Origin of the sequence: Rhizobium sp. BK112 (genome assembly GCF_014193215.1) — a bacterium.
Taxonomy (GTDB): domain Bacteria; phylum Pseudomonadota; class Alphaproteobacteria; order Rhizobiales; family Rhizobiaceae; genus Rhizobium; species Rhizobium anhuiense.
Genome location: NZ_JACHYZ010000001.1, coordinates 325,559 through 338,387, shown reverse-complemented (window position 1 = coordinate 338,387; position 12,829 = coordinate 325,559). Strand labels below are relative to the sequence as shown.

The 12,829-nt window shown below is 60.9% G+C and carries 11 protein-coding genes; 8 read left to right on the top strand and 3 right to left on the bottom strand.

Going from position 1 to position 12,829, the window contains the following annotated elements:
- Positions 1 to 12: 12 nt before the first annotated feature.
- From choW to FHT75_RS01540, 5 genes are all read left to right on the top strand, one after another.
- A complete protein-coding gene (choW, locus tag FHT75_RS01560) occupies positions 13 to 858 on the top strand; it encodes a choline ABC transporter permease subunit (protein WP_024319499.1) in 846 nt (281 codons plus the stop codon).
- Complete coding sequence (gene choV / locus FHT75_RS01555; RefSeq protein WP_029867902.1) at positions 855 to 1,907, top strand: choline ABC transporter ATP-binding protein; 1,053 nt, start codon at positions 855 to 857, stop codon at positions 1,905 to 1,907. Before choW ends, choV begins: the two co-directional genes overlap by 4 nt.
- Before the next feature lie 31 nt (positions 1,908 to 1,938).
- Entirely contained in the window at positions 1,939 to 2,688 is a 750-nt protein-coding gene (locus tag FHT75_RS01550; RefSeq protein ID WP_029867901.1) for a HugZ family protein, read from the top strand.
- Between the two features lie 116 nt (positions 2,689 to 2,804).
- The gene (locus FHT75_RS01545) at positions 2,805 to 3,122 is read left to right on the top strand and encodes an ArsR/SmtB family transcription factor (protein WP_003561417.1); all 318 of its coding nucleotides are present in this window, start codon (positions 2,805 to 2,807) and stop codon (positions 3,120 to 3,122) included.
- Between the two features lie 357 nt (positions 3,123 to 3,479).
- Entirely contained in the window at positions 3,480 to 4,805 is a 1,326-nt protein-coding gene (locus FHT75_RS01540) for an aspartate aminotransferase family protein (RefSeq protein WP_029867900.1), read from the top strand.
- 104 nt (positions 4,806 to 4,909) lie between these two features.
- Here FHT75_RS01540 and FHT75_RS01535 read toward each other — a convergent pair whose 3' ends face one another.
- Entirely contained in the window at positions 4,910 to 5,824 is a 915-nt protein-coding gene (locus tag FHT75_RS01535; RefSeq protein WP_047614315.1) for an HD-GYP domain-containing protein, read from the bottom strand.
- Positions 5,825 to 5,958: 134 nt separating this feature from the next.
- On the bottom strand, positions 5,959 to 6,195 hold the full coding sequence (locus FHT75_RS01530; RefSeq protein ID WP_155295704.1) for a hypothetical protein: 237 nt from the start codon (positions 6,193 to 6,195) through the stop codon (positions 5,959 to 5,961).
- Positions 6,196 to 6,309: 114 nt separating this feature from the next.
- Between FHT75_RS01530 and FHT75_RS01525 the strand changes: the two genes are divergently transcribed.
- Positions 6,310 to 7,413: a branched-chain amino acid ABC transporter substrate-binding protein gene (locus FHT75_RS01525; RefSeq protein ID WP_047611329.1), complete on the top strand. Its 1,104-nt coding sequence runs from the start codon at positions 6,310 to 6,312 to the stop codon at positions 7,411 to 7,413.
- Between the two features lie 119 nt (positions 7,414 to 7,532).
- Positions 7,533 to 9,230, top strand: a complete 1,698-nt coding sequence (ade, locus tag FHT75_RS01520) for an adenine deaminase (RefSeq protein WP_063474694.1) — start codon at positions 7,533 to 7,535, stop codon at positions 9,228 to 9,230.
- Between the two features lie 71 nt (positions 9,231 to 9,301).
- Here the strand turns inward: ade and FHT75_RS01515 are convergent, their stop codons facing one another.
- Positions 9,302 to 10,948, bottom strand: a complete 1,647-nt coding sequence (locus tag FHT75_RS01515; RefSeq protein WP_063474508.1) for an alpha-glucosidase family protein — start codon at positions 10,946 to 10,948, stop codon at positions 9,302 to 9,304.
- 285 nt (positions 10,949 to 11,233) lie between these two features.
- Between FHT75_RS01515 and FHT75_RS01510 the strand changes: the two genes are divergently transcribed.
- Entirely contained in the window at positions 11,234 to 12,814 is a 1,581-nt protein-coding gene (locus FHT75_RS01510; protein WP_047611333.1) for a peptide ABC transporter substrate-binding protein, read from the top strand.
- Positions 12,815 to 12,829: the final 15 nt, after the last annotated feature.

Sequence of the window (12,829 nt, the reverse complement as noted above, 5' to 3'; positions counted from 1 at the left end):
TAGGCGCGCCCCTTGAATTGGATCACCGAATTTAAGATTCCCGTTGGCCCCTGGGCCAAATCCTTCGTGGATTGGCTGACCTCGAACGGCGAATGGTTCTTCAACCAGATCGCCTTCCTGCTATCGAGCGCCATAGACGGCCTGCTCTTCGTGCTGCAGAAGCCTCATCCGCTGATCGTCATCGCTGCCATCACCGCCATCGCCTTCTGGCTGCGCCGGTCGATCGCGGTCGCCGTCTTCACCTGTCTCGGGCTGCTGCTCATCGTCAACCAGGACTATTGGAAGGAGACGACGGAGACGCTCGCCCTCGTGCTCGCCGCCACCTTCGTCTGTATGGTGATCGGCATTCCGCTCGGGATTGCCGCCGCCCGCCGCCCTTGGGTCTATGCCGCCATGCGCCCGGTGCTCGATCTCATGCAGACCATCCCGACATTCGTTTATCTGATCCCGGCGCTGATCCTGTTCGGCCTCGGCATGGTGCCCGGGCTGATCGCCACCGTCATCTTCGCAATCCCCGCACCGATCCGGCTGACGCGGCTCGGCATCATCTCGACGCCGCCTTCGCTCGTCGAAGCCGCCGTCGCTTTCGGCGCGACGCCGATACAGGTGCTACGCAAGATCGAGCTTCCGTTCGCCACGCCGCAGATCATGGCGGGCCTCACCCAGACCATCATGCTGTCGCTGTCGATGGTCGTTATCGCCGCCCTTGTCGGCGCTCCCGGGCTTGGCGTGCCGGTCGTCCGCGCGCTGAATACCGTCAATATCGCCAAGGGTTTCGAGGCGGGTTTCTGCATCGTCATCCTGGCGATCATTCTCGACCGGATGTTCCGCACGGCGGGTGAAGGAGGCGGCGCATGACCGCGGTAAGCTTTAACAATGTCAGCATCATCTTCGGCGACCGGCCGGAAACCGCGCTTGCCATGGTCGACCAGGGCAAAACGCGCGACGAAATCGGCGCCACGACCGGCCTGGTGCTAGGTGTCGCCAATGCCTCGCTGACGATCGAGGAGGGCGAGATCCTGGTGCTGATGGGCCTTTCCGGCTCCGGCAAATCGACGTTGCTGCGCGCCGTCAACGGGCTCGCGCCCGTGGTACGCGGCGATGTCGCAGTCTCGGCCGCCACCGGCTCCGTCAACCCCTACAAATGCAATGCCAAAGCCCTGCGCGACCTGCGCACCCACACCGTCTCCATGGTGTTCCAGCAGTTCGCCCTCCTGCCTTGGCGCACCGTCGCCGACAATGTCGGCTTCGGTCTCGAGCTCGCGGGCATGCCGGAGGCCGAACGCAAGGTCCGCGTCGGTGAGCAGCTCGAACTCGTGAACCTGACGAAATGGGCGGACCGCAAGGTCAACGAACTGTCAGGCGGCATGCAGCAGCGTGTCGGCCTTGCCCGCGCCTTTGCCACCGGCGCCCCGATCCTGCTGATGGACGAGCCCTTCTCGGCACTCGACCCATTGATCCGCACCCGCTTGCAGGACGAACTCCTGGAGTTCCAGCGGCGGCTGAAGAAGACCATCCTCTTCGTCAGCCATGATCTCGACGAGGCCTTCCGCATCGGCAACCGCATCGCCATCATGGAGGGCGGCCGCATCATCCAGTGCGGAACGCCGCATGACATCGTCAAGAACCCGGCCGACCAGTATGTCGCGGATTTCGTGCAGAACCTCAATCCGATCAATATGTTGACGGCGGCCGACGTGATGCAGCCCGGCCTCGGCCAGACTGCCGCCGGCATGAGCGTCAGCGCCACGGCCCGTGCCGCGACGCCACTCGTCGATGTCCTCGATGCCCTTGCCCGCCAGCCGGGCAGTATCGGCATCGTCGAGAACGGCGCGATCGTCGGCACCATCTCGGCCCAGGATATCGTCGCCGGCCTCACCCGCCATCGCCGCAAGCAGGACGCTTGATGTTTTCCGTCCGCTTTGCCACAAAGCGGATATGAAAGATCAGCCCTCGCCCTTACGCGAAACCGACGACGAGGCCCGCAAGCTCGCCCGCGTGCTTCTGCGCTCCGCGCGGCACGCGGCGATTGCCGTTCTCGACCCCGAGACCGGCTTTCCCTTCGCCAGCCGCGTGCTGGTCGCGATCGACATCGACGGCACGCCCGTCATCCTGGTTTCGAGGCTGTCGGCCCATACCAGGGCGCTCGGCAGCGACCCGCGCGCCTCGCTCCTGACCGGCGAGCCCGGCAGGGGCGATCCCCTCGCCCACGGGCGTCTGACGACCCAATGCCTGGCGGAAGCCGTCGAGCGCGGGCACCCGTTTTACGAACGTATCCGCACGCGTTTTCTCGATCGCCACACCAAGGCGAAGCTTTATATCGACTTCCCTGATTTCCTCTTCTTCCGTCTCAAGCCGGAGCAGGCCAGCCTCAATGGCGGCTTCGGCCGCGCCTACCAGCTCGATGGCAACGATCTGATAATCCAGTCGGCCGCGAATGAGGAGATCGCCGCCGCAGCGACGGCAGCAGTGCGAGATTTAGTAGAACGTCACCCCGATGTGGCCGAAAGGCTCGCTGACCGCCTAAAGGCGCCGGAATCGGGTTCTTGGCGTATTTGTGGTATCGATTCCTCAGGTTTCGACATGATTTCCGGCGATTTTCTGCTGCGACACGAGTTCGAAACCCTCGCTGTGGATGCCGATCACATTTGTTCAAACATATCTAAAATAGCATACTCGATACCTTAAATTTAGGTATATACAATCTTCGACCCCAGTTGCTAGTTTTTGGCATCAGTCAAAATCTCGGCTGAGGGGCCAGTGCCAGCACGCATGATGTACGTTTCGCATTAGGAAGATAACATATGGAAACCTCTGATTTGGCCGATCACACGAACGTGGCGGCAGCTTTATTGTCGGCCATGGCCAACCCGAAGAGATTGCTGATCCTGTGCAGCCTCGTGAAGGGCGAAGTCGCCGTCGGTGTGCTGGCGACGCAGGTCGGCCTCAGCCAGTCGGCTCTCTCTCAGCACCTGTCGAAACTGCGCGCTCAAAAGCTGGTCAAGACCCGACGGGACGCACAAACCATCTACTATTCGAGCACCTCCGAGCCGGTCATGAAAATTCTGGCAACGCTCGAAGATATCTACCTCGTGCAAAACAGGAATAGATCCGCCGCTTGATGATAGCGCTGACATGAATGTCGGCCGATGCCCTGCCGCAAGGGGATGTTTCCGGAGGCGTGGCAGCGATATTTCAGCACCTGAACATTAATGGCACGACCGGCAAATTTGCGATTTGCCGGTCGTGCTTTTTTCTTGAAAGCCATATTCTTCCTGCTCCCCTCACCGGAAAGACTTGCAGCATGACCGCGCCGAGGCGCTCGCCCGTGATCGAGCGAAGCAGCTTGAGCCTGCCGTCAGGAGGGGCTCCGGGACTTTTCCCGTTGACGCCTTGGGAAGCCCTGATAATTTGACCGGGCAGTAAAAATATGGGCGAGAAGCCCCCGGGAAAGGGCCGTCAGCGGCCAGGAGAACAGCATGTCCAACCGCCTCAACGCACCGAACGATCTTCGCGCCTTCTGGATGCCGTTTACGGCAAACCGCCAGTTCAAGAAGGAGCCGCGTTTGTTCGTCGGCGCCAAGGACATGTATTATACGACCCATGACGGCCGTCAGGTGCTGGACGGCACGGCTGGCCTCTGGTGCGTCAATGCCGGCCACTGCCGCCCGAAGATCACCGAGGCGATCCGCGAGCAGGCCGGCGAACTCGATTACGCGCCGGCCTTCCAACTCGGCCACCCCAAGGCCTTCGAACTGGCAAACCGGCTGGTCGATATCGCCCCGGAAGGCCTGAACCACGTTCTCTACACCAATTCCGGTTCTGAATCCGTCGAGACGGCGCTCAAGGTGGCGCTCGCCTATCACCGGGTGAAGGGCAATGGTTCACGCTTCCGCCTGATCGGCCGCGAGCGCGGCTATCACGGCGTCAATTTCGGCGGCATCTCGGTCGGCGGCATCGTCACCAACCGCAAGATGTTCGGCACGCTTTTGACCGGCGTCGATCACATGCCGCACACCCACCAGCCCGGCAAGAACAGCTTCACCCGCGGCGAGCCCGAGCATGGCGGCGACATCGCCACCGAACTCGAGCGTATCGTCACTCTGCATGACGCCTCTACCGTCGCGGCCGTCATCGTCGAGCCGGTGGCCGGCTCCACCGGCGTCTTGATCCCGCCGAAGGGCTACCTGCAGAAGCTGCGCGAGATCTGCACCAAGCATGGCATCCTTCTGATCTTCGACGAGGTCATCACCGGCTTCGGACGCCTCGGCGCCCCCTTCGCCGCGCAATATTACGACGTCAAGCCTGACATGATCACCGCCGCCAAGGGGTTGACCAATGGCGTCATTCCGATGGGCGCCGTCTTCGTCACCTCCGAGATCCATGATGCCTTCATGAACGGCCCGGAGCACATGATCGAGTTCTTCCACGGCTATACCTATTCCGGCAACCCGATCGCGTCTGCCGCAGCACTCGCCACGCTCGACACCTACAAGGAAGAGGGTCTGCTGACACGCGCCGCCGAGCTCTCCGACTACTGGGCCGATGCTCTGCACTCGCTGAAGGACTGCCCCAATGTCATCGACATCCGCAACACCGGGCTGATCGGCGCGATCGAACTCGACCCGATCGCCGGCGAACCGACCAAGCGCGCCTTCACCGCTTTCCTGAAAGCCTATGAAAGCGGCCTGCTGATCCGCACCACCGGCGATATCATCGCGCTCTCTCCGCCACTGATCATCGAGAAGCAACACATCGACGAGCTCTTCGGCAAGCTGCGGACGATCCTGCAAAACAACATCTGAAAAAGCTCGCAAGCTTCCGGCAACAGCGCCTGCGTCGCGCGTCAGAAAAGAGGCGCGGCGCTGTAAGCCCGTGCAGGCCCTTTTGTTGCGAAGATGGATGGATTTCAGTTCACGGCGGCGACGGAAAGGCAGAGGGCGAATTTCTTCAGGAGCCGGCGATCAAAATGCCCTTCATTGCCAAGCATCCACTTCAATGCCTGGCTCGCGCTCCATGGCGCTCTGTACGGCCGCACGGAGGTGATGGCGTCATAGACGTCGCAAATCGCGGCAAGGCGCGAATGGAAGCTGACCTGCTCTTCGGAAAGCTTGCGGGGATAACCCTTGCCGTCGATACGCTCATGATGGTTGAGGCAGACGTCTAGAACGATCTCCGATATGCCTTCCTGGCGTGACAGGATTGCGTGTCCCTTTTCCGGATGATCGCGGATCATCTTGATCTCGTCCTCGTCCAAGGGACCTTCCTTGTTCAGTATCTCGAGCGGAATTTCGAGTTTACCGACATCGTGCAGCAATCCCGCCGTGCCGAGCGCCTGCACGGTAGCCTCGTCAAGCCCGAGATGACGGCTGAAAAGGATCATCAGCGCACTCACCGAAATGGAATGCAGGAATGTCGCTTCGTCCCTGGATTTCAGACGCGTAACGCTCAAAAAGACAGTGGGATTCTGATCTATCGACTTGGAGACCGAGGAAATCACCGGAGCCACCTGATCTATGCTGATCCCGTCGCCGTGCTGGAGTCGACCAAAAACACTTTCCAGCACCTGCACGGATTTCTGGATGGTCTCGCGTGCCGCCTTGGTATCGATCTCGATATTGCCGCCCGGCAGGCCATCAATGTCGAGGCCTCTGCTGGTGTTGATGATAACACCTGTCATGCCGCTCTTGCGAAGCTTCTGGGCATCGATTTCACGGCGCAGGAGAAATCTTCGTTTAGACAGAAGAGGATCCTGCCAGGCACCCTCGATCGCCTCTACAAACATTCCGGTGCGCACCTGTCTGGCTTCGACCCGCTTGAGCATCCAGCTCTCTATTCCTGAAAATATCTCTCTGTTTATTTCGACCGCTCTTTTGCATCGCAGCAATATATGCGCGCACAATGGTTCTACACTAACTGGTAGAATCAAGTGTTAATCTCAAAGCGGAATTCGAATAGTCAGACAGATAGAGAGCTTCCGCGAAATTCGGGAGGGTTCATCGGCGCGCCGCTGACGCGGGGTACCGGCACCAAGAAAAAATGGAAAACGGCGCCGAGATCGATGATTTTTCGACGATTCGCGCCGAATCGGCTCGATTTTCGTTTCATTTTGTTATCATCTTGCGGAATCTCACCAAAATTCCTAGAAATCTTGGCGTTGCGCCCGTTCGAGCCAAACATGGCCGGAGGGCGCATTGATCGCGCCGATATCGATCGTCCTTGGCACGGCCTGAGGGTCGTTGAACGATCCGGAAAAACCGGCGCGGCACCTCATCGTGGGTCGAATGACCCCATCCAAGGAGACAGACAATGACCCTCAAGACATTGACGGCGACCCTCGTCGCGTCACTCGCCTTTGCGCCGCTCGCCCATGCCGATATCACCATCGGCCTGATCGCGCCGCTGACCGGCCCCGTCGCGGCCTATGGCGATCAGGTGAAGAACGGCGCTCAGACCGCCGTCGACGAGATCAACAAGAAGGGCGGGATTCTCGGCGAGAAGGTCGTCCTCGAACTGGCCGACGATGCCGGCGAACCGAAACAGGGCGTTTCCGCCGCCAACAAGGTCGTCGGCGACGGTATCCGTTTCGTTGTCGGCCCGGTGACCTCGGGCGTCGCCATCCCGGTTTCGGACGTGCTTGCTGAAAACGGCGTGCTGATGGTCACTCCGACTGCGACGGCCCCTGACCTGACCAAGCGCAGTCTCACCAACGTGCTGCGCACCTGCGGCCGCGACGACCAGCAGGCCGAAGTCGCCGCCCAATATGTGCTGAAGAATTTCAAGGACAAGCGCGTCGCCATCGTCAACGACAAGGGCGCCTACGGCAAGGGCCTTGCCGACGCCTTCAAGGCGACGCTGAACGCCGGCGGCATCACCGAAGTCGTCAATGACGCGATCACCCCAGGCGACAAGGATTTCAGCGCGCTCACCACCCGCATCAAGTCCGAGAAGGTCGACCTCGTCTATTTCGGCGGTTATCACCCGGAAGGCGGTCTGCTCGCCCGCCAACTGCATGACCTCGCCGCCAACGCGACGATCATCGGCGGCGACGGCCTCTCCAACACCGAATTCTGGGCAATCGGCACGGATGCCGCCGCCGGCACCATCTTCACCAATGCCTCGGACGCCACCAAGAACCCGGACTCCAAGGCCGCAGCCGAGGCGCTCGCCGCCAAGAACATCCCGGCCGAAGCCTTCACCCTGAACGCCTATGCCGCCGTCGAAGTGCTGAAGGCTGGCATCGAGAAGGCCGGCAGCGCCGAGGATGCGGAAGCCGTCGCGACCGCGCTGAAGGGCGGCCAGGAGATCCCGACCGCCATCGGCAAAATCACCTACGGCGAAACCGGCGACCTGACCTCGCAGAGTTTCTCGCTCTACAAATGGGAAGCCGGCAAGATCGTTGCTGCCGAATAAACCATCGCTGACCGTCGACGACCGGGCGCCCTTACGGCGCCCGGTTTCGTTTTGCGGCACTCGCTTGTGGCGGCAGATCGGTTATAAGTTTCGGAATCGGTTGCAATGTGAGCAATGCCATGACCACCAAGCTCGAACGTCTCATCGACCAGGGCGTCGGCCGCGTGCCGGCCGATATCGTGCTGAAGGGTGGCCGCTTCTTCGATCTCGTCACCGGCGAACTCGTCCTCTCCGACATTGCCATCGGCGCCGATCGCATCGTCGGCACCTCAGGCAATTATGATGGCGAGACCGAGGTCGATATTTCGGGCAGGATCGTCGTTCCCGGCTTCATCGACACGCATCTGCACATCGAATCCTCGCTGGTGACGCCGCATGAATTCGATCGCTGCGTCCTGCCCTATGGCGTCACCACCGCGATCTGCGATCCGCACGAGATCGCCAATGTGCTCGGAAGCGCCGGCATCGAATTCTTTCTCGAATCGGCGCTGGAGACGATCATGGACATCCGCGTCCAGCTCTCCTCTTGCGTTCCAGCGACCCATCTCGAAACCTCCGGCGCCGATCTGCCGATCGAGCGCCTCCTGCCCTACCGCCACCATCCGAAAGTCATCGGCCTTGCCGAATTCATGAATTTCCCCGGCGTGATCCACAAGGATCCTGTCTGCATGGCCAAGCTCGAGGCCTTCCAGGGCGGCCATATCGACGGTCACGCGCCGCTGCTGTCCGGCAACGACCTCAACGGTTACCTCTCGGCCGGCATCCGCACCGAGCACGAATGCACGACGGCCCGCGAAGCACTGGAAAAGATCCGCAAGGGCATGCATATCCTCGTGCGTGAAGGTTCGGTATCCAAGGATCTCGCCGCGCTGATACCCATTATCACCGAGCGGCTGTCGCCCTATCTGGCGCTCTGCACCGACGACCGCAATCCGCTCGATATCGCCGAACAGGGCCATCTCGATCACATGATCCGCACGGCGATCGCAAGCGGCGTCGAGCCCCTGGCGATCTACCGCGCCGCCTCGATCTCGGCGGCCCGCGCCTTCGGCCTCAGGGATCGCGGTCTGATCGCGCCGGGCTGGCGCGCCGATCTTGTGGTTCTCGACAGCCTGGAAAATTGTCGCGCCGACATGGTCTTCTCCGCCGGCCGCCGGGTCACCGATGCACTCTTTTCCTCGCGCAAACCGGTTGCTCCGATCGGCCTCGACAGCGTCAAGGCCCGGCCCGTCAACGCCGCCCATTTCGGCGTGCCGGTCGCCGAGGGTGAAACGCCTGTCATCGGCGTCATGCCGGGCAAGATCATCACCGAACATCGCCGCTACCGCCTGCCGGTCAGCGGCAACGAGACGACGGTCGATCTTGCCAACGATATCATCAAGGTCGCCGTCATCGAGCGCCATGGCAAGAACGGCAACCATGCCAACGGCTTCGTCCAGGGCTTCGGCCTGAAGAAGGGCGCGATCGCCTCCACCGTCGGCCATGATAGCCACAACATCTGCGTCGTCGGCGTCAGCGAGGACGATATGGCGCGCGCGGCAAACCGTCTCGGCGAAATCAACGGCGGCTTCGTCGTCGTCGAAGACGGCAAGGTCACCGGCGAAATCGCCCTGCCCATCGCCGGCCTGATGAGCCTTGAGCCCTATGAGACGGTCCGCGATACACTGCACCACCTGCGCAAAGCCGCCTTCGCGCTCGGCGCCACGCTCGAGGAACCCTTCCTCCAACTCGCCTTCCTGCCGCTGCCGGTCATCCCGCACCTGAAGATATCCGACCGCGGCATGGTTGACGTGGATAAGTTCGCGTTGATCGGGTGATGCAATTCTAGGGCTGATTTCGCAGTGGGCGACCTTTGAATGTTGCCTTCATGGTTACGGCAGAAAGAACATCAAACCCGCGCGCAAAACCCGTCGAGCGCCGCAAGCTTCACCGATCCCACGCCAGCCATCGCCCCGAAGCCCGGCATCTCGAGCGGTTCCTCAAGCACCACGCCATCAGGCAGGTGGAATTCCGCCGGTTCGCGCGTCAGGTTGAAGACGAAGAGTAGTTTTTCTCCGTCCTTTTCGCGGGTGAAGGCGAGCAGATCCTGGTTGGTGCCGATGAAGGTCATATCGCCGTCGATCAGTGCCGGATGGCTCCTCCGGAAAGCAAGCGTCCTGCGGTAGTGATGCAGCACCGAGCCGTCGCTTGCCTCCTGCATATCCACCGAAAGTGCTGCCTGCTCGTAAGGCACCGGCAGCCAGCTCTTTTCCGCCGAGGTGAAGCCCGCATGCGCTTTGCCCGCCTCCCAGGGCATTGGCGTGCGGCATCCGTCGCGGCCCTTGAAGGCCGGCCAGAAGCGGATGCCATAGGGGTCACGCAGATCCTCGAAGGCGAGTTCGGCCTCCGGAAGCCCGAGTTCCTCGCCTTGATAGAGGCAGATCGAGCCGCGCAGCGCCGCAAGCACCGAGATCGCCAGCATGGCGATGACGGGCCGCTCTTCCTCCGTCCGCGCAAAGCGGCTGACATGGCGCATGACGTCGTGGTTGGAAAAAGCCCAGCAGACCCAGCCGTCGGTCACCGCTTTCTGAAAAGCCTCGACGCAGCCGCGAATATGCACGGCGGTGAAATCCGGTCCGAGCAGATCGAATGTGTAGCACATGTGCAGCTTGTCGCCGCCGCTCGTATAGGCGCCGACCGTCTTCAGCGAACGCGCGCCGTCGCCGACTTCGCCGACGGTCGTGCGATCTTCGTATTGGTCGAGCAGCGCCCGGAAGCGCTTGAGGAAATCGACATTTTCCGGCTGCGTCTTGTCGTAGAGATGGTTCTGCATGCCGTAGGGGTTGGTGTCGGGCGCATCGAGGCCTGCGTCGTCCTCGTCCGGCTCGTGCGGCGGATTGCTCCTGAGCTGCTTGTCGCAGAAATAATAGTTCACTGTGTCCAGCCGGAAGCCGTCGACGCCGCGGTCGAGCCAGAACCTCACTGTCTCCAGTACCGCATCCTGCACTGCCTTGCTGTGGAAGTTGAGGTCCGGCTGTGAGGTCAGGAAATTATGCTGGTAATATTGGCGACGCACGCCATCCCATTCCCAGCCCGGTCCGCCGAAGATCGACAGCCAGTTGTTCGGCGCCGTACCGTCAGGCTTCGGATCGGCCCAGACATACCAATCCGCCTTGGAATTGGTCCGGCTCGACCGGCTCTCGACGAACCAGGGATGCCGGTCTGATGTGTGCGAGATCACCTGGTCGATGACGACCTTGATGCCGAGCCTGTGTGCCTCGGCCATCATCTCGTCGAAATCGGCGAGCGTCCCGAAGATCGGATCGACATCGCAATAATCGGAAACGTCGTAGCCCATATCGGCCATCGGCGACTTGAAGAAGGGCGAGAGCCAGATCGCGTCGACGCCGAGGCTGGCAATATGCGGCAGCCGGCGGGTGATTCCCCTGAGATCGCCGAGCCCGTCGCTGTTGGTATCCTGAAACGATCGCGGATAGACCTGATAGATCACCGCGCCGCGCCACCAGTCCGCACTCCCGCCTGCCTGCAATGCCATCGGCTACATCTCCTGCCTCGTTTGCGCCCGCCACACTAAAGCGGAAGAAACAAAAGACAACCATGTGAAGCCGTTATGAAGGCGCTGCGAAGGCCGGGAGGCATCGTCGCGATCCGACAAGGGGGAGACGTATATAGGCTTGTCCACAACCCCTTTCCACCCACCGGATTTGGGGTTGCAACGCAAAGCCTTTGCGATAATGTGCGCACTGACCTGCACGTAAGAGGTCAAACACCGGGAACAAATGTCTAATAAAGGCGCAAAGCCTAGAAAGGTGGACCCACCATGAACCAATTCACGAAAAAATTTCTCGCCTCTGCAATGCTTGGCACATTGCTGGCGTTTTCGGCGCATGCGGCCACGCTGAACATTCACAATGGTGGCGACCCGCAGTCGCTCGATCCGCAGAAACTGTCAGGCGACTGGGAGAACCGTATCGCCGGTGACATCTTCGAGGGCCTCGTCACCGAGGACGCCAAGGACAATCCGATCCCAGGCCAGGCCGAAAGCTGGACGATTTCGCCTGATGGCAAGGTCTACACCTTCAAGCTTCGCGACGGCATCAAGTGGTCCGATGGCCAGCCGGTAACGGCAGGAGACTTCGTCTTCGCCTTCCAGCGCCTCGTCGACCCGAAGAACGCCGCTGACTATGCCTATCTGCAATTCACCATCAAGAATGCCGAAAAGATCAACAAGGGCGAGATCACCGATCTCAACCAGCTCGGCGTCAAGGCGATCAACGACAAGACGCTCGAAATCACGCTCGAAAATGCCACGCCCTATTTCCTCAATGCCCTGATGCATTACACCGCCTATCCGCTGCCGAAGCATGTCGTCGAGGCGAAGGGTCAGGATTGGGTCAAGATCGGCAACATCGTCACTAACGGCCCTTACAAGCCGGTCGAATGGGTTCCGGGCTCGCATGTCACGACGGTCAAGAACGACCAGTGGTACGACACCAAGGACCTGAAGATCGACGGCGCGAAGTTCTTCGTGCTCGAAGACCAGGAAGCCGCGCTGAAACGCTATCGCGCCGGCGAATTCGACATCCTCACCGACTTCCCGACCGACCAGTATGAATGGATGAAGAAGAACCTGCCCGGCCAGGCGCACGTCGCCCCCTTCTCCGGCCTCTACTATTACGTCGTCAACTCGCAGAAGCCGCCCTTCAGCGACAAGCGCGTCCGCCAGGCTCTGTCCATGGCGATCAACCGTGAAGTGATCGGCCCGCAGATCCTCGGCACCGGCGAATTGCCGGCCTATTCCTGGGTTCCGCCGGGCACAGCGAATTACGGCGAGCCGGCCTATGTCAGCTGGAAGGACCTGCCCTATAGCGAGAAGGTCGCCGAAGCCAAGAAGCTTCTGACCGAAGCCGGTTTCGGCCCGGACAAGCCGCTGCACGCCGTGCTCAGCTACAACACCAACGACAACCACAAGCGCATCGCCGTCGCCATTGCCTCCATGTGGAAGCCGCTCGGCGTCGATGTCGAGCTCGTCAATGCCGAAACCAAGGTGCATTACGACCAGATGCAGCGTGGCCAGGTCGAAATCGGCCGCGCCGGCTGGCTCGCCGACTATAACGACCCGGACAACTTCCTGAACCTCCTGGTGACAGGCGTCCAGATGAACTATGGCCGCTGGTCCAATCCCGAATACGACAAGCTGATCAAGGAAGGCAACGCCGAGACCGATCTCACCAAGCGTGCGGCGATCTTCAAGAAGGCCGAACAGCTGGCGCTGGATGAATCCGCCGCCCTGCCGATCTACTACTATGTCTCGAAGAACGTCGTTTCGCCGAAGATCGAAGGCTTCGTCGACAATATTCAGGACATCCACCGCACCCGCTGGCTGTCGATGAAAGAGTAAGGGAAAACGGTCCTT

Excerpts from the sequence above, each read along its gene's own strand:
- choV (WP_029867902.1), top strand. The coding sequence starts at position 855 with ATGACCGCGGTAAGCTTTAACAATGTCAGCATCATCTTCGGCGACCGG.
- FHT75_RS01550 (WP_029867901.1), top strand. The coding sequence starts at position 1,939 with ATGAAAGATCAGCCCTCGCCCTTACGCGAAACCGACGACGAGGCCCGC.
- FHT75_RS01545 (WP_003561417.1), top strand. The coding sequence starts at position 2,805 with ATGGAAACCTCTGATTTGGCCGATCACACGAACGTGGCGGCAGCTTTA.
- FHT75_RS01540 (WP_029867900.1), top strand. The coding sequence starts at position 3,480 with ATGTCCAACCGCCTCAACGCACCGAACGATCTTCGCGCCTTCTGGATG.
- FHT75_RS01535 (WP_047614315.1), bottom strand. The coding sequence starts at position 5,824 with ATGCTCAAGCGGGTCGAAGCCAGACAGGTGCGCACCGGAATGTTTGTA.
- FHT75_RS01530 (WP_155295704.1), bottom strand. The coding sequence starts at position 6,195 with ATGCGCCCTCCGGCCATGTTTGGCTCGAACGGGCGCAACGCCAAGATT.
- FHT75_RS01525 (WP_047611329.1), top strand. The coding sequence starts at position 6,310 with ATGACCCTCAAGACATTGACGGCGACCCTCGTCGCGTCACTCGCCTTT.
- ade (WP_063474694.1), top strand. The coding sequence starts at position 7,533 with ATGACCACCAAGCTCGAACGTCTCATCGACCAGGGCGTCGGCCGCGTG.
- FHT75_RS01515 (WP_063474508.1), bottom strand. The coding sequence starts at position 10,948 with ATGGCATTGCAGGCAGGCGGGAGTGCGGACTGGTGGCGCGGCGCGGTG.
- FHT75_RS01510 (WP_047611333.1), top strand. The coding sequence starts at position 11,234 with ATGAACCAATTCACGAAAAAATTTCTCGCCTCTGCAATGCTTGGCACA.